The following is an 18435-nucleotide window of genomic DNA, read 5'->3' on the forward strand; positions in this document are numbered from 1 at the left end:
TGTGCTGTCACGGGTTTGCCGATGCGTTTCGTTCGGCGCGTGGCACGCGAAACACGCTGGTCTATATGTGTGGAACGACTGGCAGTTGGTACACGATTGCTCGCGTCAACCACTGCTTCGACGCTCGCGCGAATCAGCTGTGCCGCTTCAGACTGGCCGCCGGCGCTGGCGCCGCCGTTGGCACCCGAGGTCGCGGCGGCGGCACTGGCGAAGCTGCCGACGGTTTCGGCGCCGCCACCGTCATCGCGAGTTCGAACAGGCCGTCCCACGGATCGGGCGGCGGATCGTTGCGATGACTACCCGGCGTGCCGCCCGACAGCCCCTTCACCTGCCGGTCGAGCCGCGCCGCCAGCGCGAGTGCCTTCTCGAGCGCCGCTTCGCTGACGCGCGACAGCGCAGGTCCGATCAGCCGTTCGCGCGGACCCCACACGCGGTTCTCGCGCGTGAGCATCGCGAGCGGCTTGCCGGCCGCGACGCCGCGCTTGATCCGCAGCAGCGTGCGCACTTCTTCGACGACCGCCCACAGCACGAGCACCGCGGCCTCGCCTTCACCGCGCAGCCCGTCGAGCATGCGCGCGAGACGGCCGACGTCGCCCGCGAGCATCGCCTCGTTGAGCTTGAACACGTCGTAGCGCGCGACGTTGAGCACCGCGTCCTGAACCTGATCGAAGCTCAGCGAGCCGTTCGGATACAGCAGCCCGAGCTTCTGGATTTCCTGATGCGCGGCGAGCAGATTGCCCTCGACGCGCTCGGCGATGAACGCGAGCGCACGCCGCCCCTCCTCGCCGGCTGCGACGCGCTGACCCTGGGCCGCGAGCCGCTGCCCGACCCAGTTCGGCAGCTGCGCGCGCTCGACCGGATCGATCTTCAGCGCGACGCCGGCGTCGGCGAGCGCGGTGAACCATGCCGACTTTTGCGTGGCCGCGTCGAGGCGCGGCAGCGTGATCATCGTCAGCACGTCGTCGTTGACGGTGGATGCGAGCACCTTCAGCGCATCGGCGCCTTCCTTACCGGGTTTGCCCGACGGAATGCGCAACTCGACCAGCTGACGGTCGCCGAACAGCGACATCGACTGGCTCGCGCCGAGCAGCGAGCTCCAGTCGAAACCGCGCTCGACCGTGAACACCGAGCGGTCGGTGAAGCCGGCCGCGCGCGCCGCCGCGCGGATGCGATCGCACGCTTCCTGCGCGAGCAGATGCTCGTCGCCGTATACGACGTACAGTCCGGCGAGGCCGCGGGCGAGATGCGCTTCGAGCGCGTCAGGTCGCAGTTGCATGGCTGGCGGTTGACGGGATGAATGAGATTCGACGAATCACGAACGGCGCGATGCTCACAGCGGCGGCGGCGGCAGCGGTGCGCGCGGCGCGATGGCCGGCACGGCCTCGGCCGGCGTCGGATGCAGCGAGCGCACCACGCCGAGACGGCGGATCAGCTGATCGACCGCGTCGTTTTCCATGTCGGCGAACAGGATGTCGGACTCGGCGGCCTTCGCCTGCGAGAACTGGTCGCTATAGGTCATCGCGCGGTTCAGCGCGATCACGCTGCCCGGAATCAACACGGTGCCGTCCTTGCCGGTCAGCGTGTAGATCATCTGCAGATTCAGCTGATACTCGGCGACGACGCCCAGCGAATTCAGCGTCAGCGTGCTGACGTTGCGGTTCTGCGTGATCTGCAGGAGCGCATCGGCGTTGGCGGGCGAGCTGACCACCACGGTGTCGCTGCCGCCCTGTACCATGCGCGTGAAGCGCGCCATGGCCGCGGGCGAGCCGCCCGCCACATAGAGGCGCTTGAACGCGAAGTCCTGCTGGCCGCGCAACTGAAAGCCGCAGGCCGACAACATCATTACGCTGCAAGCGAGCGTCAAAAACGATCTGCGAGTCACATTCGCTCCCGGTTCGCAGTGGATTCGCGGTGCCGAGGAACGCCGCCGGGCGGGCGGCGCTCCGTCTGCCGGATGAGGGCCTGGAACGTCAAACGACCACGTTCACGAGGCGGCCCGGCACCACAATGATCTTCTTCGGCGCCTTGCCTTCGCTGAATTTCGCGACCATTTCGTGCGCGGCCGCTTGTTGCTCGATCGCTTCGCGCAACGCGTCCTTCGCGACCGTGATCGCGCCGCGCACCTTACCGTTCACCTGCAGCACGAGTTCGATCTCGGCCTGTTCGAGCGCCTTCTCGTCGACCTTCGGCCACGGCGCGTCGAGCAGTGGGCCGAATTCGTCGGCATAGCCGAGTTCCTGCCACAGCTGGAACGTCAGGTGCGGCACGACCGGGTACAGCACGCGCAGCATCACACCATAGGTATCACGCAGCACGGCGGTCTGCGCGCCCTTCGCGCCGTCGAGCGCGTTGAGCATCTTCATCGCGGCCGATACCACCGTGTTGTACTGAAGACGCTGATAGTCGAAATCGGCCTGCTTCAGCACGCTATAGATCTCACGACGCAGCGCCTTGTCGGTGTCGTTGAATCGTGCGGCGTCCAACTGGCCGCCCGCGCGCAGCGCGGCTTCGTTCGAATAGCCGAAGTTCCACACGCGACGCAGGAAGCGGCTCGCGCCTTCGACGCCCGAACCCGACCACTCGAGCTGCTGCTCCGGCGGAGCCGCGAACATCACGAACAGACGCGCGGTGTCCGCGCCGTGCTGATCGATCAGCATCTGCGGGTCGACGCCGTTGTTCTTCGACTTCGACATCTTCTCGACGCCGCCGAGCACGACCGGCTGGCCGTCAGCGTTCAGCACTGCGCCGACCGGGCGGCCCTTGTCGTCGAACGACACGGTCACTTCCGCCGGGTTGTACCAGGTCTTCTTGCCCGCTTCGTTTTCGCGGTAATAGGTCTCGTTGAGCACCATGCCCTGCGTGAGCAGGTTCTTCGCCGGTTCGCCGAACTTCACGAGACCGAGGTCGCGCATCACCTTCGCCCAGAAACGCGAGTACAGCAGGTGCAGGATCGCGTGTTCGATACCGCCGATGTATTGATCCATCGGCGCCCAGTAGTCGGTGCGCTCGTCGACCATCGTCTTCGCATCCGGCGACGCGTAGCGGTAGAAGTACCACGACGAATCGACGAAGGTGTCCATCGTGTCGGTTTCGCGCTTTGCCGCGCCGCCGCAGCTCGGGCACGTGCAGTTCAGGAACGCTTCGGACTTCGCGAGCGGATTGCCCGTGCCGTCCGGCACCAGGTCTTCCGGCAGCACGACCGGCAGGTCTTTTTCCGGCACCGGCACGTCGCCGCACTTCGGGCAGTGGATGATCGGGATCGGCGTGCCCCAGTAACGCTGGCGCGACACGCCCCAGTCACGCAAACGCCACGTGATCTGCTTGTCGCCGAGGCCCAGTTCCTTGAGATCGGCGGCGATGCGGTCTACGGCTTCGTCGTAGGCGAGGCCGTCGTACTTGCCGCTGTTCACCAGCGTGCCGTTCTTCTCGCCGTACCACTCCGCCCACGCTTCGGTCGAGAATTCCCTGCCCTCGACCGCGACGACCTGCCTGACCGGCAGACCGTATTTCTTCACGAACGCGAAGTCGCGCTCGTCGTGCGCCGGCACGCCCATCACCGCGCCTTCGCCGTAAGTCATCAGCACGTAGTTGCCGATCCACACCTCGACCTTCGCCTGCGTCAGCGGATGCGTGACGTAAAAGCCGGTGGCCATGCCTTTCTTTTCCATCGTCGCGACATCGGCTTCGGCGACGCCGCCGCGCTTGCATTCGTCGATGAACGGCTGCAGTTCCGGCTTGTCTTGCGCGAGACGCGTGGCGAGCGGATGCTCGGCGGCGATCGCGCAGAACGTGACGCCCATGATCGTGTCGGCGCGCGTAGTGAACACGCGCAGCAGCTTCTGTTCGCCGTCGATTTCATACGGGAAGCCGAAGTTCACGCCGAAGCTCTTGCCGATCCAGTTCTGCTGCATGATCTTCACGCGCTCGGGCCAGCCGAGGCCTTCGAGATCGTTCAGCAGTTCATCCGCGTACTGCGTGATGCGCATGTAGTACATCGGGATTTCGCGCTTTTCGACGAGCGCGCCCGAGCGCCAGCCGCGCCCGTCGATCACCTGCTCGTTCGCGAGCACGGTCTGGTCGACCGGGTCCCAGTTCACGGTGCCGGTTTTCTTGTACGCGATGCCCTTTTCGAGCATCTTCAGGAACAGCCACTGGTTCCACTTGTAATAGTCAGGGCTGCAGGTCGCGACTTCGCGCGACCAGTCGATCGCGAGGCCCATCGACTGCATCTGCTTCTTCATGTAAGCGATGTTGTCGTAGGTCCACTGCGCGGGGGGCACGTTGTTGGCCATCGCGGCGTTCTCCGCCGGCATGCCGAAGGCGTCCCAACCCATCGGCATCAGCACGTTGTAGCCGTTCATCCGCAGATAGCGGTACATCACGTCGTTGATCGTGTAGTTGCGCACGTGCCCCATGTGCAGCTTGCCCGACGGATACGGCAGCATCGAGACGCAGTAGAACTTGGGCTTGTCGGTGGTTTCCGTCGTCTTGTAGGCGTCGATCGCGCGCCATTGCCCTTGCGCGGCGGCTTCGACGTCGGAGGGAACGTATTTTTCGTGCATGGTGTGATGGGATCGCTAGGTTCGGTGCTTTCGCACCGGCCCGGTGCTCTGCAGAATGTCGTTGCGTCGTTTCCCCTTCGGCGGGGAAAGGGCTGATTATACCGTTCGCGGACGGGTGCGCCGCGCGGCGTGGCGCGGGACTGGGTATGCCGGATTCGTGAACGCGGTGCGCACCCGGTGGCGCTCAGTGCTGCGCGGCGGGCGGCGGCGGGTCCGTCACGAAGCCGATCCGCTCGAGCCCCGCCTGCTGCGCGGCGCCCATCACCTGCGCAATCACTTCGTAGCGCGTCGAGCGCTCCGCGCGCAACTGGATGTCCGGCTGGTCCGCCCGCTTGCCGGCCTCGGCGAACTGCGCGCGAATCTGCGCGAGCGTGATCGGCTTGCCGTTCCAGTAGAGCTTGCCGGCGCCGTCGATCGAAAGGGAGATGGTTTGCGGGGTCTGGCGCGCGGGCGCCGCCGCGACCTTCGGCAGATCGAGCCGGATCGCGTGCGAGAACAGCGGCGCGGTGATGATGAAAATCACCAGCAGCACCAGCATCACGTCGATCAGCGGCGTCATGTTGATCTCGGCCATCGGCGCGGCCGTCTGCTTCTTCTCGAGTCCGCCGAATGCCATGTCGCCTCCTTGCGTCTGAGCTTGCCCGTGCGATGGGCGGTGTGTCGTGCGAGGAAGGTCGCGATGTGCCGAGCCCGCCGCGCGTGACAAGTCAGCGGTGCGCCTCGCGCGCCGCCTGCTGCGCGCGCGGAGGCGTCGGCGCGTGCTCGGTTGGGGAGCACACGTACGCATGCAGATCGTGCGCGAAGCCGTCCAACTCCTCGGACAATTGCCGCACGAGGCGGCCCAGCACGTTGTACGCGAGCACCGCCGGAATCGCCACCACCAGACCGAACGCGGTCATGATCAGCGCCTCGCCCACCGGTCCCGCGACGTTCTCGATCTGCGCCTGCCCGCTCGCCGCGATGCTGCCGAGCGCGTGATAGATACCCCATACGGTGCCGAGCAGACCGACGAACGGCGCGGTGCTGCCAACCGACGCAAGCAGCACCTGACCGAACTCGAGCCGCCGCTGCGACGCATTGAGCGCCTGGCGCAGCGCGCGCAGCACCCGTTCGCTGCGCTCGACGCGCGCGAGCAGCGCGCCCGGAATGTCGACCTCGGCCGCATTCAGCGCCGCTTCGGCGAGCGGCGCGAACACGCGCTCACGATCAGTGCGGCGCAGGATGGCGACGCCTTCGGCGAGCGTCGGCGCCTGCCAGAAGCGCGCGATCGCCCGGTTGGCCTGGCGTTTCGCGCGCGTCAGAATCCAGCTCTTGACGATCAGAAAACACCAGCTCGCAATCGACATGGCCAGCAGCACATAGGCGACGCCATGCGTGATTGCGTCGCTCGTTTGCAGGTAATGGATGATGCCGCTGCTGCCTGCCATCTGACCTCGCCTTGGGAGAGTGACTTCGGGAGGGCGCGCTCGGGATGCGCTACTCCGCCTATGCGCAACGGGCTTCGCTCAACGCAGGCCGAGCACGTCCTGCATGTCGAAGAAGCCGTTGTCGTGGCCTTCGAGGAAGCGTACAGCACGAAGCGCGCCTTGTGCATATGACAGGCGGCTTGCCGATTTGTGCGTGATCTCGATGCGCTCGCCGATGCCCGCGAACAGCACCGTATGATCGCCCACGATATCGCCGCCGCGAATCGCCGAGAAGCCGATCGTCGACGGATCGCGCTCGCCGGTCACGCCTTCGCGGCCGTAGATCGCGCAGTCGTCGAGGTTGCGGCCGAGCGCGTTGGCGATCACTTCGCCCATCGTCAGCGCGGTGCCGGACGGCGCGTCGACCTTGTGACGATGATGCGCCTCGATGATCTCGATGTCGTAGCCGGTCGAGAAGTGCCGCGCCGCGTATTCGAGCAGCTTCAGCGTGACGTTCACGCCGACGCTCATGTTCGACGCGAACACGACGCCGATCTTCTGCGCCGCCGCCCGCAACTGCGCTTTTTGCGCGTTGTCGAAGCCGGTCGTACCGATCACCATTTTCACGTCGTGGCGGTGCGCGGCTTCGAGATGCGCGAGCGTCGCGTCGGGACGCGTGAAGTCGATCAGGTAGTCGGATTCGGCGAACACACGCTCGATGTCGTCGGACAGCAGCACGCCGGTCTCTTTGCCGAGGAACGCGCCGGCGTCCTGGCCGAGCTGCGCAGCGCCCGTGCGGCAGAGCGCGCCGGACAGCGTCGCGTCGGCATCGTTGAGGACGGTTTCGATGAGCATACGGCCCATCCGGCCCGATGCGCCTGCAATGGCAATTTTCATGACGATGAGGATTCGAAAAGAGTCAACCGGTATGGAGCCCGGCAAACGCGGCCCGGCGAATGCCCGGACCAGTGTGCCGGGGAATGCGCCCGGTCGATATAGGGACACGCGGCGGCAGGGAGCGAAATCGCCCGGCTCGCTGCTGGAGCCAATGCGGGCGGCCAACCGGGACGGCTCGCTCAGGTGACTGACCGATACGGCCCGCTGCGGCGACCCACTGCCGCGGCAACCGCGGCAACACATTCATGCGGCCCAGGCGGCGCATTTCCGACCTCGCCTGGTGCCGGACAAACACACATCTGGCGGGCGCCGCACATGTGGCGCGCAGCCCGCCTCAGAACACCGACGAGCAAAATCAGTTGCTCGTTCCCGGCGTCGCCGGCGAAGTGTTCAGCGTCGGGCTGCCGCTGCTTTGCGAGCCCGTCGGGCCGACCGGGTTGCTCTCGTTCTCCTGAGCGGGCGGCGGCGGACGCTTGAACTGGAACTGCGGCTGACCGCCGGACGTCGGGCCTTGCGTCGGGATCCCGCCAGCGCCCGCTCTCGGCACGGCCGACCGCACGGACGGCGCGCGGCTCGGCGTCGGCACCGCGCTCGTTGCGCGATTGGCCGCCTGGGCGGCTTCCGCGTTGGCGTCCATGGACGGCGTGGCGGCCTGCTGGGCGCCTTCGACCGACGGCGAGCGCGTCGTATCCACGGTAGCCGGTGCCGCGGCGGCGGCCGCACTGGCGGCGGCTGCGTCGCTGGCGGCCACGGCGTTGGCGGCCGCGGCCGCGCTCGTCGCGCGCGGCGGCGTCGCGTTCGGGCCGCGGCCACGGCGGTCGCCGTCGATCTCGGCCAGCAATTCGAGATTGGTCGGCAGATCCTCGCCGCCCGTCCAGTGGGTCACGATGTCACCCGAGAAGAACACGACGAAGTCGCGCTGCTGAACGATCGAGGTGTTGCCGCGCTTGAAATAGAACACGTAATCCCAGCGATTCGCGTGGAACATGTCGGTCAGCAGCGGCGTGCCGAGCACCTGACGCACTTGCGCGCGCGTCATGCCGACCTTCATCTGATCGGCCATTTCCTGTGACACGAAGTTACCTTGCACGACCGTAATCCGATACGGCGTAATGCGTTGGGCAACGCGCTGGGTCAGGCTGTCGTACGTGGAACATCCGGCAAGAACTGCGACAGTCGCAACAGCGATCAAGGTACCCCGCATGCGGCTCCCCCGGTAGATCAATTGAGATTTAGAAATCATTTCACTCACTGTGCGGGCCCGCTTGCGGGCCGCGCTCATTCCATCGAAAATGACCAGAACGGCAAAACACATTACTATGAGAGCCCAGCATTGTACTCTAGGGATCCCTTGTCATGACCAATCCAACCGATCTCAAGAATATCGGGCTCAAGGCGACCCTTCCGCGCCTCAAAATCCTTGAGATTTTCCAGCATAGCCCGGTGCGTCACCTGACCGCCGAAGACGTGTACCGCAACCTCCTGCACGAGGAGCTCGATATCGGTCTCGCCACCGTGTATCGTGTTTTGACGCAATTCGAGCAGGCCGGCCTGCTCTCGCGCAGCAATTTCGAATCGGGCAAGGCGGTGTTCGAACTGAACGAGGGGTCGCACCACGACCACCTCGTGTGCCTCGATTGCGGGCTGGTCGAGGAATTTTTCGACCCCGAAATCGAAAGCCGTCAGCAGTCCATCGCCAAGGCACGCGGCTTCAAGCTGCAGGAACACGCGCTGGCGCTGTATGGGGCGTGCACGAAGGAAAATTGTCCGCATCGTAAGCACTGATGCGTCGCGGGTCGCCTGCGAACGCGACCTGGCAAGTCAGAAAAAAGACCCGGCCGATGGGCATCGGCCGGGTCTTTTCTATTCAGGCGGCGGCAATCGCCGCTATCCGACTAACTCCATACTCGGCTCGAGGGCGAGGCGCCACGGCTCGGCCAATTGCAATTCGTCGCAATTCGGCGCATCGCCGCCGCGATCGACGACGATGAAGTCGCTGACCTGATCCAGCACGAGCAGCGGATGATGCCAGACCCCTTTCGCGTAATTGACGCCCTGCCACGCATCGGTCCAGAACACGCGCATGCGCGCGGCGTCGAACTCGCCGGCCGGCGCGACCACCATCAGATATCGGCCCGCGCGTAAGGGAATGAAAGCCTGGCTGCCGAGCGGATGCCGCTCCATCATCGTGATCTCGACGGGCAGCGCGCGCGGCTGCGCGCGAAACAGACTGACGAGCGGCCGGCCGCCCTGCTCCACCACGTCGACGCGAGCGAGGTCGTGATAGCGCTCGGTGGTACCGCCGTTGATCGGAAAACGACGCGCGCCGTCGAGTTCGATCACGTCGCCGAACGGCGCGAAGGCCGCGCGCGTCAGGCGTTCCATCTGCAGGATCTTCATGCGTGCCGCTCCATGACGTTGCTTGCGTTAAGCGATCTCGCCCCACAGACGCAGGCGCGACACGCCGCCGTCCGGGAAGATGTTGAAGCGCACGTGCGTGACCGGCCCGAGCGCGGCGAGGTCGTCCGCGAACGCGTGCACGTGATCCATCTGCAGTTTCTGTTCGCCGAGCAGCACCGGCCAGAACATCGCCTGCGTGACGAGGGAATCGTCTGTGCCGCCCGTCACCGATGCCGCCTGCAGCGAGCAGCGATCCGGGAAGTTGCCCTTGAAGTGCGCGGTGTCCACTTCGATCTTGCGGATCACGCCGGGCCGCGCGAGCGCGACGATCGCCCAGTCGTTGCCCGGCTCGCGACGCCGCCGCGTTTCCCAGCCGTCGCCCATGTTCACGCCACGGCCCGGCATCAGCATCTGCGAGGCCGGCCCGAAATGCTGGTTGTTCGCGGCGACGAGGTACGCGCCGTTTTCGATCGCGGCGAGATCGAGCAGCGCGCCGCGCTCGACGCGGCTCCAGTCGCGCTGCGGCTGGCCATACACGCGCAGTCGCGCGAGCCCGCCGTCCGGATACAGATTCACGCGCAGATGGGTGACCGGGCGCGCGTCTTTCACCTCGACGTAGTGATGCTGGTTGCCCTGTAGCGTTGTCGCCGGCACGAGCGGCTGCCAGTCGGCGTGCTCGGGCGGCACGTCAGCGTCGCTATGACAGGCATCGATCGACGCCGCCGGCGGGAAATTGCCGGTGAAGTGGCTCGTATCGAGATCGACCCCATGCACGACGCCCGGCCGCGCGAGCCGGATCACGCAATGGTCGTGGCCGGTCGTGCGCTTGCGACGCGTCTCCCAGCCGTCCATCCACTTGCCGTGGTCGTCGTATTTGCCGGGGATGAACACCGCCGGCTGCGGGTCGAGCATGCGCTCTTTCGGCGCGAAGAATTCGTCGCTGGCGAACAGCGCCTTCGCGCCGAGGCGCGGATCGGCGAGGTTCATGTAGCGGCGTGTGAAGGCGGGAGCGTTCGGGTCGAGGATCGGGTTGGCCATGATGTCGGTCGGTGTCGAAGAGGTCAGAAACAGCCGGCGGCGCCACGGCAACCGCCGGCTTTGCGAAAAAAGGTCGAGGAGCTATCTGGAAAGCGATGCCGGTTCGTCTGGTCAGACCAGGCCCCCGCGCAGCCGTCAGACCGCCGGCGCGGGTTCGGCCGCACCGGGTTCGGCCGCACCGGGTTGGACGAGCGTGTCGTCGACGACGGGCACGTAGCGCAGCGCCGCGTCGCGATTCAACACGCGATGCGCGCGGGCCTTGTCGATATCGTTTTCCCACACGGCGACCACCACCGTCGCGACGCAGTTGCCGATCAGGTTGGTGAGCGCCCGGGCGATGCCGACGAACCAGTCGACCGGCAGAATCAGCACGAGACCGAGCACAGGAATCGCGGGAATCGCGGACAGCGTCGCCGCGAGAATCACGATCGCAGAGCCCGGAATGCCGTGCGCGCCCTTCGATGTCACCAGCGACACCAGCACGACGACGATCAGGTCATGAATAGACAGCGGCGTGTTGGTCGCCTGCGCGATGAACAGGACCGCGAGCGTCAGATAGATCGAGAAGCCGTCGAGGTTGAACGAGTAGCCGGTCGGAATCACGAGACCGACCGTCGAATCCTTGACGCCCATCCATTCGAGCTTGCGCATGATCTGCGGCAGCACGGCGTCGGACGACGCGGTGCCGAGCACGATCGACAGTTCTTCGCGCAGATAGCGGATCAGCTTGAAGATGCTGAAGCCGGCGAGCCGCATCACCGCGCCGAGCACGAGTACGACGAACACCACGCAGCTCGCGTAGAACACCAGCACGAGCATGCCGAGCTGCTTCAGCGACTCGACGCCGTAGGTGCCGGTCGTGAACGCGATCGCGCCGAGCACGCCGAGCGGCGCGAGCTTGATGATGAAGCCCATCACGCGGAAGAACACCTGCGACAGCTCATCGATCAACCCGCTCACGCGCTGCGCGCGCTTGCCGAGCAGCGACAGCGCCGAGCCGAACAGCACCGAGAACACGAGGATCTGCAGAATGTCGCCGGTCGCGAACGCGTTGATCGCCGTGTCGGGGATGATCTTCAGCAGGAAGCCCGCAGTGTCCTTCAGGCTCTTCGCGTGCTCGGTATAGGTCGCGAGCGACCCCGCATCGAGCGAGTTCAGGTTCACGTTCATACCTGCACCAGGACGCGTCGCGTAAGCGAGCACAGCGCCGATCACGAGCGCAATCGTCGTCATCGCCTCGAAGTAGATCACCGACTTCAAGCCCACGCGGCCGACCTTGCGCAGATCGCCCGCGTGCGCCATGCCGCTCACCACCACGCAGAACACGATCGGCCCGATCACCATCTTGATCAGCTTCAGAAAGCCGTCGCCAAGCGGCCGCAAGGACTGCGCGAAATGCGGAAACACGGCACCGAGTACGATGCCGACCACGAGCGCTATCACGACCCGGCCAAATAGCGAATTGAAGAATTTCAACACGGCTTCCTCCTGCGGATGGTTGTCTCGGTCACTTCTGTTCAGACTGGTCCGACCAGTGCTGTTATGGCGAATAGTAGGAAGCCGATATACCCGCGTCAAGGACTCATCGAGCAGTGTTTACCCGTTGTTATTTCGGCGATTTCGGGTCGGATTCGGGATTTCAGACGGCGCGCGGCGCGCCTTCTCGCGCGCAAGTATTAGAATTGCGGTCAGACCACGCCACCGAGCGATCCCTCATGAAAAACGTCCCGCACACCGTCACCGACGCGGCCATCGCGACCATCCGCGAGCGCATCGAGGGGGGCGTCTATCCGGTGGGCAGTCTGCTGCCGGCGCAGCGCCAGCTATCCGATGAACTGTCGATCAGCCGCGCGTCACTGCGCGAAGCGCTTTCCACGCTGGAAGCGCTTGGTCTGCTGGTGATCCGCCCCGGCAAGGGCGTCTACGTGGAAAGCGCGCAGGCGAAAAACGCGCAGGCGTGGCGCTTCGCCGAGCAGTCGTCGCTGCCCGACACGTATCAGATGCGCTACGCGCTCGAAGGCTTCGTCGCGCGCATGGCGGTGCTCGCGGTCACCAACGACGACCTCGCGTGGCTCGAGGAAAACATCACCGCGATGCAAAGCGCGCTCGCCTGCGAGGAACTCGACGAAGCAGCTCGGCTCGACTATGCGTTCCATATGCGCATCGTCAGCATCGCGGGCAATGCGGCGATCGAGTCGATCCTGCGCAGCAGCGCCGAGATCATGCAGGAAAGCCAGCGCATGCCGTTCTACCGGCGCGAGCGGGTGCTGTCCACGTACACCGAACATCGCGCGATTCTCGACGCGTTGAAGGCCCGCGATTCGCTCGCCGCGGGCAAGGCGATCGAGACGCACATCGCGAACGCCGCGCAGCGCGCCGGCGTCTATTTCCCCACGCCGTAGACGGCAAAAATCGCAGACGAAAAAAGCCGCTCCGAGGAGCGGCTTTTTCATGCAGCGTGAAACCCGAAACTTACTTCGCGTTCGCGAGCGCCACAGCCGTGTCCAGCATGCGGTTCGAGAAGCCCCACTCGTTGTCGTACCAGCTCGACACCTTCACGAGTCGGCCCGACACCTTGGTCAGCGTCGAGTCGAACGTCGACGAAGCCGGGTTGTGGTTGTAGTCGATCGACACGAGCGGTGCGTCGTTGTAACCGAGGACGCCCTTCAGCGCGCCTTCCGATGCTTCCTTCATGATCGCGTTGACTTCCTCGACCGTCGTGTCGCGCGCGGCGATGAACGACAGGTCAACGACCGACACGTTGATCGTCGGGACGCGTATTGCGTAGCCGTCCAGCTTGCCGTTCAGTTCCGGCAGCACGAGGCCGACCGCCGATGCCGCGCCGGTCTTGGTCGGGATCTGGCTATGCGTGGCCGAACGCGCGCGGCGCAGGTCTTCGTGGTACACGTCGGTCAGAACCTGGTCGTTCGTGTACGCGTGGATCGTCGTCATCAGGCCGTTCACGAGGCCGATCTTGTCGTTCAGCGGCTTGACCAGCGGCGCGAGGCAGTTGGTCGTGCACGATGCGTTCGAGATGACCGTGTCCGATGCCTTCAGCACGTTGTGGTTCACGCCGTAGACGACGGTCGCGTCGACGTCCTTACCGCCCGGCGCCGAGATGATGACCTTCTTCGCGCCGCCCTTGATGTGCGCGCTCGCCTTTTCCTTGGTCGTGAAAAAGCCCGTGCACTCCATCACGACGTCGACGCCCAGCTCGCCCCACGGCAGTTCGGCCGGGTTGCGGTTCGCCAGCACGCGGATCTTGTCGCCGTTCACGACGAGGTAGTCGCCGTCCACCGACACGTCGCCCGGGAACTTGCCGTGCGCGGTGTCGTACTGCGTCAGGTGGGCGTTGGTCTTCGCATCGCCCAGATCGTTGATGGCAACGATTTCGATATCGTGCTTCTTGCCGTTTTCATAGAAGGCGCGCAGGGTATTGCGGCCGATCCGGCCGTAGCCGTTGATTGCGACGCGAATCGTCATGATTTATCTCCTGATGGCTAAAAAATCCGTGTATCGGCTGGTCGGACTTCCGGTTCGGTGCGTTGCCGCGCGCAGCCACGAGGGGCACGACGGCAACGCGACTCAACCATCAGCCGAGCGCGGCCTTGACCGTCGCCACCACGTGCTCGACGGTGAAACCGAAATGCTTGAACAGCACGCCTGCCGGGGCCGATTCGCCGAACGTGTCGATGCCGACCACGCCGCCTTCCAGACCCACGTACTTGCGCCAGAAATCCGACACGCCCGCTTCGATCGCGACGCGACGCACGCCATGCGGCAGCACGCGTTCGCGGTACTCGGCGTCCTGCTTGTCGAACACGGTCGTCGACGGAATCGACACGACGCGGGCGGCGATGCCTTCGCGCGCGAGCGGCTCGACGGCTTTCATCGCGAGTTCGACTTCCGAGCCCGTCGCGATCAGGATGATCTTACGCGCGACGATCTCTTCATCCCAGTCGCGCAGCACGTAGCCGCCCTTCTCGATGTTGGCGATCTGCGCGTCGGTGCGCTCGTTGAACTGCAGGTTCTGGCGACTGAAGATCAGGCACGACGGACCTTCATGCTCGATCGCATGGGTCCAGGCCACCGCGGTTTCGACCGTGTCGGCCGGGCGCCACGTTTGCAGATTCGGGATCAGGCGCAGGCTCGCGACGTGTTCGATCGACTGGTGGGTCGGGCCGTCTTCGCCGAGACCGATCGAGTCGTGCGTGAATACGAAGATCGACGGCGACTTCATCAGCGCGGCAACGCGCAGCGCGTTGCGGCTGTAGTCGGAGAACGTCAGGAACGTGCCGCCGAATGCCTTGAAGCCGCCATGCAGCGCGAGGCCGTTGATCGCGGCGCTCATGCCGAATTCACGCACGCCGTAGTTCACGTAGTTACCGGCGGCACGGCCTTCGGCGTTCACGCGCACGGGCTTCGCGGCCTTCCAGTTGGTCAGGTTCGAGCCGGTCAGGTCGGCGGAACCGCCGAGCAGTTCGGGCAACACGGCCGACAGACCTTCGATGGCCTGCTGCGATGCCTTACGCGTCGCCACGGTTTCAGCGCGCTCGTTCGCGCCGGCGATGATCGCTTTCGCCATATCTTTCCAGTCGGCCGGCAGTTGCTTCGCGCTGCGGCGCTTGAATTCGGCCGCTTCCTGCGGGTACTTCGCCGCGTAGGCAGCGAACGCCTCGTCCCATTCCGCTTCGAAGCGCGCGCCCGCTTCCTTCGCGTCCCATGCCGTGTAGACTTCCTGCGGAATCACGAACGGCTCCCACTTCCAGCCGATCGCTTCGCGCGTCGCCGCGATTTCCTTGTCGCCGAGCGGCGCGCCGTGCGAATCGTGCGAGCCCGCCTTGGTCGGCGCGCCTTCCCCGATCACGGTCTTGCAGCAGATCAGCGTCGGCTTGTCCGACAGCTTTGCCTGCTTGATCGCCGCGTCGACCGCGTCGACGTCGTGGCCGACCACGCTCGGGATCACGTTCCAGCCGTACGCTTCGAAGCGCTTCGGCGTGTCGTCGTGGAACCAGTGCACCACTTCGCCGTCGATCGAAATGCCGTTGTCGTCGTAGAACGCGATCAGCTTGTTCAGCTTCAGCACGCCCGCGAGCGAGCAGGCTTCGTGCGAGATGCCTTCCATCAGGCAGCCGTCGCCGACGAACACGTACGTGTGGTGATCGACGATCCTGGCGTCGGGCTTGTTGAATTCGGTGGCGAGCAGCGATTCGGCGAGCGCCATGCCGACCGCGTTCGCGAGACCCTGGCCGAGCGGGCCGGTGGTCGTCTCGACGCCCGGCGTGATGCCGTATTCCGGGTGACCCGGCGTCTTCGAATGGAGCTGCCGGAAGTTCTTCAGCTCGTCCATCGGCAGGTCGTAGCCGGTCAGATGCAGCAGCGAGTACAGCAGCATCGAGCCGTGACCGTTCGACAGCACGAAGCGGTCGCGATCGGCCCATTGCGGGTTCTTCGGGTTATGGCGCAGATGACGCGACCACAGGGCGACGCCGATTTCGGCCATGCCCATCGGCATGCCGGGGTGACCGGAGTTCGCCTTTTGAACGGCGTCCATGGCCAACGCGCGGATCGCGTTGGCCATCAGGGAGGTGGGTGCGGGAGACGGGGTCGTCATGTCGAGTCCGGAGACAGAGTCAGAAAGCGGGGGCGCGCTTGAGGCCCGGAAGCTCGGCGGTCACTTCGCTACGGCGCACGATGCGGCGCCAGGAGACGCGAAACGGGCAGAGCAAGCGGACAAGGCTGAAAGCGTTACATTCTAGCAGAAGGTTAACCCCTATCCGGCCGGAAAGCCGCCTGGCCGCGTGGTTCAACGCACACCGCCAGGCGGCGGCATTTACAATTCGAGCAGCTGTGTGCCCGCACTACCGATCGAGCCCGTCCGCCGTGAACGCCCCGCTATTGTTCCAGCCTTGTCCCGACGCCGTCTACGGCTTTCCTCACGCGCGCCTCGTCGAGCGTGTCGAATCCCGTTATCAGACGATCGAGATCTGGGACACGCCGCAGCTCGGCGCGCTGTTCACGCTCGACGGCCGTCCGATGACGTCCGCAGGCGACGAGTTCATCTACCACGAATGCATGGTGCATCCGGCCGCGCTCGCGCATCCGGCGCCGCGCGCGGCGCTGGTGCTCGGCGGCGGCGATGGCGGGGCCGCGAGGCAATTGCTCAGGCATCCGGGCATCGAGCGGATCGTCGTCGCGGAGCTCGATCCCGAGGTCGTGCGGCTCACGCGCGGACATTTGCCGCAGGTGCATGGCGGTGCGTTCGACGATCCGCGCGTCGAGCTGGTGATCGGCGATGCGGCGGACTACGTCGCGGCGGCGGCCCGCGCGACGCAGGGTGCAACGAACGTCGCGGCCGCGCAGTTCGACCTCGTCGTATTCGACCTGACGCCACCCGATTCGCCCGCGGCCGGTCTGTACACGCCGACCTTCTACGCGCAGTTGAAGCGCGTGCTGCGTGCTGATGCGTTGCTGTCGCTCCATCTCGGTTCGCCGTACCACCACGCGCCGCGCATCGCCGCGCTGCTCGGCGATCTGCACGCCGCGTTCGCACAGGTGCGCACGCTGGGCACCTTCGTGCCGCTCTACGGCTCGCTATGGCTGATGGCGATCGCCAGCGACACGCTCGACCCCGCCGCGCTCACCGCCGACACGCTCACCGAGCGTCTCGCCGCGCGCGGCATCGATTCGCTGCGTCATTACGAACCAGCCCTGCACGCGGGGCTATTCTCGGCGGCGCGATCGGCGCGCGATAAACTGAGCCCGTTGACGAAGTCGTCCTTTTGAAGTGCGGACACCTTGCGCGAATCGGTTCGTGTGATGCCGGCGTGCCGCGCCCGACCGAAACCCGCAACCGTGGCCTCGCCGCCTCACGAGATCCGGAGAACTCCATGACCGCCCCCCACCCCGCCGGTGTGCCCTGGCTCACCCCCTATCTGACTGTGCGCGACGCGCGCGCGTCGACGGCATTCTTCTCGGCGGCGTTCGGTTTCGACGTGCGCGACAGCGTGCAGGACGACGGCGTCGTCATGCACGTCGAGATGACCTATCAAGGCCAGCTGATCGTGATGTTCGCGCCTGAAGGCGCGTTCGGCTCGACCGCGAAGACGCCGAAAAGCGCGGGCACGATCGCGCCACAATCGTTCTATGTCTATGTCGAGGACGTCGACGCCGTGTATGCTCGCGCGCTCGCGGCCGGCGCGAAGTCGCTGAGCGAGCCACAGGACCAGTTCTGGGGCGACCGCTTCGCCCAGGTCGAGGATATCGACGGCTATCGCTGGGCACTCGCCCGCCACCTGTCCTGAATTCAAGAGTCTCCCGTCGATGCCCCGTTTTTTTGTTGATATGCCGCTTTACGCCGACGACGTGATCGCACTGCCCGACGACGTCGTGCGCCACGTGGCCGTGCTGCGTCTGCAGCCAGGCGATTCCCTGGCGTTGTTCAACGGCCAGGGCGGCGAATACGGCGCCGAACTCGTCGAGGTCGAGCGTCGTGCGGCTCGCGTGAAAATCGGCGAATTTCGCGCGATCGAGGTCGAGCCGCCGTATCGGCTGACGCTCGCCCAAGGCATCGCGGGCGGCGACAAGATGGACTGGCTGATCGAGAAGGCGGTCGAACTCGGCGCCTCGGGCTTCGTGCCGCTCGCGACCGCGCGCAGCGTCGTGCGGCTTACCGCCGAGCGCGCGCAGCGGCGGCAGCAGCACTGGCAGGGTGTGGTGCGGGCGTCGTGCGAACAGTGCGGACGTAATCGGCTGCCGGACGTGATGCCGGTGTGCGAGATTGGCGCGTGGCTCGATACGCTGTCGCGCGAGCCGGCGCCTGATGAGCTGCGCCTGCTGTTATCGCCGCGCGCGAGCATCGGCTTTGCGGCGCTGCCTGACGCGCCGCCGCCTGGTGGCGTGACGCTGCTGATCGGCCCCGAAGGCGGCCTTTCCGCCGACGAGGAAGCCGCCGCCGGCGAACAGGGCTTTACCGCGATTGGCTTGGGACCGCGTGTGCTGCGCACCGAGACCGCCGGAATCGCAGTGTTGGCGGGGCTCGCGGCGCGCTGGGGCGGCTGGTGAGCGGGAGCTTGCCCAAGCAGCGCGACAAAAGCAAAGGCCCGCCAATTAGCGGGCCTTTGCCGTTTATA

General features: G+C 65.6%; 17 protein-coding genes. 5 read left to right on the forward strand and 12 right to left on the reverse strand.

Annotation, left to right across the window (positions count from 1 at the left end; translation table 11 throughout):
• Positions 1 to 133 precede the first annotated feature (133 nt).
• From holA to OKW28_RS32895, 7 genes are all read right to left on the reverse strand, one after another.
• Complete coding sequence (gene holA, locus OKW28_RS32865; protein WP_429451709.1) at positions 134 to 1276, reverse strand: DNA polymerase III subunit delta; 1143 nt, start codon at positions 1274 to 1276, stop codon at positions 134 to 136.
• A 54-nt stretch (positions 1277 to 1330) separates the two neighbouring features.
• On the reverse strand, positions 1331 to 1882 hold the full coding sequence (lptE, locus tag OKW28_RS32870) for an LPS assembly lipoprotein LptE (RefSeq protein ID WP_429451711.1): 552 nt from the start codon (positions 1880 to 1882) through the stop codon (positions 1331 to 1333).
• A gap of 88 nt (positions 1883 to 1970) precedes the next feature.
• The gene (gene leuS, locus OKW28_RS32875; protein ID WP_429451713.1) at positions 1971 to 4562 is read right to left on the reverse strand and encodes a leucine--tRNA ligase; all 2592 of its coding nucleotides are present in this window, start codon (positions 4560 to 4562) and stop codon (positions 1971 to 1973) included.
• A gap of 184 nt (positions 4563 to 4746) precedes the next feature.
• Complete coding sequence (locus OKW28_RS32880; RefSeq protein WP_429451715.1) at positions 4747 to 5178, reverse strand: ExbD/TolR family protein; 432 nt, start codon at positions 5176 to 5178, stop codon at positions 4747 to 4749.
• 91 nt (positions 5179 to 5269) lie between these two features.
• The gene (locus OKW28_RS32885) at positions 5270 to 5989 is read right to left on the reverse strand and encodes a MotA/TolQ/ExbB proton channel family protein (protein ID WP_184058458.1); all 720 of its coding nucleotides are present in this window, start codon (positions 5987 to 5989) and stop codon (positions 5270 to 5272) included.
• Positions 5990 to 6067: 78 nt separating this feature from the next.
• Positions 6068 to 6865, reverse strand: coding sequence for a 4-hydroxy-tetrahydrodipicolinate reductase (dapB, locus tag OKW28_RS32890; protein ID WP_429451716.1), 798 nt, complete (start codon positions 6863 to 6865; stop codon positions 6068 to 6070).
• A 355-nt stretch (positions 6866 to 7220) separates the two neighbouring features.
• On the reverse strand, positions 7221 to 8069 hold the full coding sequence (locus OKW28_RS32895; protein ID WP_429451718.1) for an outer membrane protein assembly factor BamE: 849 nt from the start codon (positions 8067 to 8069) through the stop codon (positions 7221 to 7223).
• Positions 8070 to 8221: 152 nt separating this feature from the next.
• Here OKW28_RS32895 and fur point away from each other — a divergent pair, with 152 nt between their 5' ends.
• Positions 8222 to 8650, forward strand: coding sequence for a ferric iron uptake transcriptional regulator (gene fur / locus OKW28_RS32900; protein WP_013090534.1), 429 nt, complete (start codon positions 8222 to 8224; stop codon positions 8648 to 8650).
• A 102-nt stretch (positions 8651 to 8752) separates the two neighbouring features.
• Here fur and OKW28_RS32905 read toward each other — a convergent pair whose 3' ends face one another.
• From OKW28_RS32905 to OKW28_RS32915, 3 genes are all read right to left on the reverse strand, one after another.
• Positions 8753 to 9265 (reverse strand): ureidoglycolate lyase, encoded by a 513-nt coding sequence (locus OKW28_RS32905; RefSeq protein ID WP_429451720.1) that lies wholly within the window; start codon positions 9263 to 9265, stop codon positions 8753 to 8755.
• A gap of 27 nt (positions 9266 to 9292) precedes the next feature.
• Positions 9293 to 10303 carry an allantoicase gene (gene alc, locus OKW28_RS32910; protein ID WP_429451722.1) on the reverse strand — a complete coding sequence of 337 codons (1011 nt, stop codon included), beginning with the start codon at positions 10301 to 10303 and terminating at the stop codon, positions 9293 to 9295.
• 135 nt (positions 10304 to 10438) lie between these two features.
• Positions 10439 to 11782, reverse strand: coding sequence for a C4-dicarboxylate transporter DctA (locus OKW28_RS32915; RefSeq protein WP_429451724.1), 1344 nt, complete (start codon positions 11780 to 11782; stop codon positions 10439 to 10441).
• Positions 11783 to 12018: 236 nt separating this feature from the next.
• Here OKW28_RS32915 and OKW28_RS32920 point away from each other — a divergent pair, with 236 nt between their 5' ends.
• Positions 12019 to 12705 (forward strand): FadR/GntR family transcriptional regulator, encoded by a 687-nt coding sequence (locus tag OKW28_RS32920; RefSeq protein WP_090801859.1) that lies wholly within the window; start codon positions 12019 to 12021, stop codon positions 12703 to 12705.
• Between the two features lie 70 nt (positions 12706 to 12775).
• Here OKW28_RS32920 and gap read toward each other — a convergent pair whose 3' ends face one another.
• Together gap and tkt are read right to left on the reverse strand one after the other, a co-directional pair.
• Positions 12776 to 13786 (reverse strand): type I glyceraldehyde-3-phosphate dehydrogenase, encoded by a 1011-nt coding sequence (gap, locus tag OKW28_RS32925; RefSeq protein ID WP_184066779.1) that lies wholly within the window; start codon positions 13784 to 13786, stop codon positions 12776 to 12778.
• Positions 13787 to 13895: 109 nt separating this feature from the next.
• The gene (tkt, locus tag OKW28_RS32930; protein ID WP_429451726.1) at positions 13896 to 15917 is read right to left on the reverse strand and encodes a transketolase; all 2022 of its coding nucleotides are present in this window, start codon (positions 15915 to 15917) and stop codon (positions 13896 to 13898) included.
• 269 nt (positions 15918 to 16186) lie between these two features.
• Here tkt and speE point away from each other — a divergent pair, with 269 nt between their 5' ends.
• The 3 genes from speE to OKW28_RS32945 all read left to right on the forward strand — a co-directional run bounded on the left by speE (position 16187) and on the right by OKW28_RS32945 (position 18367).
• The gene (speE, locus tag OKW28_RS32935; RefSeq protein ID WP_429347496.1) at positions 16187 to 17089 is read left to right on the forward strand and encodes a polyamine aminopropyltransferase; all 903 of its coding nucleotides are present in this window, start codon (positions 16187 to 16189) and stop codon (positions 17087 to 17089) included.
• Between the two features lie 104 nt (positions 17090 to 17193).
• A complete protein-coding gene (locus OKW28_RS32940) occupies positions 17194 to 17607 on the forward strand; it encodes a VOC family protein (RefSeq protein WP_090801864.1) in 414 nt (137 codons plus the stop codon).
• Positions 17608 to 17626: 19 nt separating this feature from the next.
• The gene (locus tag OKW28_RS32945) at positions 17627 to 18367 is read left to right on the forward strand and encodes a 16S rRNA (uracil(1498)-N(3))-methyltransferase (RefSeq protein WP_429451728.1); all 741 of its coding nucleotides are present in this window, start codon (positions 17627 to 17629) and stop codon (positions 18365 to 18367) included.
• The last annotated feature ends 68 nt before the right edge of the window (positions 18368 to 18435 follow it).

Source organism: Paraburkholderia sp. 40 (assembly GCF_050434105.1).
Lineage (GTDB): Bacteria > Pseudomonadota > Gammaproteobacteria > Burkholderiales > Burkholderiaceae > Paraburkholderia > Paraburkholderia tuberum.

Excerpts from the sequence above, each read along its gene's own strand:
- holA (WP_429451709.1), bottom strand. The coding sequence starts at position 1,276 with ATGCAACTGCGACCTGACGCGCTCGAAGCGCATCTCGCCCGCGGCCTC.
- leuS (WP_429451713.1), bottom strand. The coding sequence starts at position 4,562 with ATGCACGAAAAATACGTTCCCTCCGACGTCGAAGCCGCCGCGCAAGGG.
- OKW28_RS32880 (WP_429451715.1), bottom strand. The coding sequence starts at position 5,178 with ATGGCATTCGGCGGACTCGAGAAGAAGCAGACGGCCGCGCCGATGGCC.
- OKW28_RS32885 (WP_184058458.1), bottom strand. The coding sequence starts at position 5,989 with ATGGCAGGCAGCAGCGGCATCATCCATTACCTGCAAACGAGCGACGCA.
- dapB (WP_429451716.1), bottom strand. The coding sequence starts at position 6,865 with ATGAAAATTGCCATTGCAGGCGCATCGGGCCGGATGGGCCGTATGCTC.
- OKW28_RS32895 (WP_429451718.1), bottom strand. The coding sequence starts at position 8,069 with ATGCGGGGTACCTTGATCGCTGTTGCGACTGTCGCAGTTCTTGCCGGA.
- fur (WP_013090534.1), top strand. The coding sequence starts at position 8,222 with ATGACCAATCCAACCGATCTCAAGAATATCGGGCTCAAGGCGACCCTT.
- OKW28_RS32905 (WP_429451720.1), bottom strand. The coding sequence starts at position 9,265 with ATGAAGATCCTGCAGATGGAACGCCTGACGCGCGCGGCCTTCGCGCCG.
- alc (WP_429451722.1), bottom strand. The coding sequence starts at position 10,303 with ATGGCCAACCCGATCCTCGACCCGAACGCTCCCGCCTTCACACGCCGC.
- OKW28_RS32920 (WP_090801859.1), top strand. The coding sequence starts at position 12,019 with ATGAAAAACGTCCCGCACACCGTCACCGACGCGGCCATCGCGACCATC.
- gap (WP_184066779.1), bottom strand. The coding sequence starts at position 13,786 with ATGACGATTCGCGTCGCAATCAACGGCTACGGCCGGATCGGCCGCAAT.
- tkt (WP_429451726.1), bottom strand. The coding sequence starts at position 15,917 with ATGACGACCCCGTCTCCCGCACCCACCTCCCTGATGGCCAACGCGATC.
- OKW28_RS32940 (WP_090801864.1), top strand. The coding sequence starts at position 17,194 with ATGACCGCCCCCCACCCCGCCGGTGTGCCCTGGCTCACCCCCTATCTG.
- OKW28_RS32945 (WP_429451728.1), top strand. The coding sequence starts at position 17,627 with ATGCCCCGTTTTTTTGTTGATATGCCGCTTTACGCCGACGACGTGATC.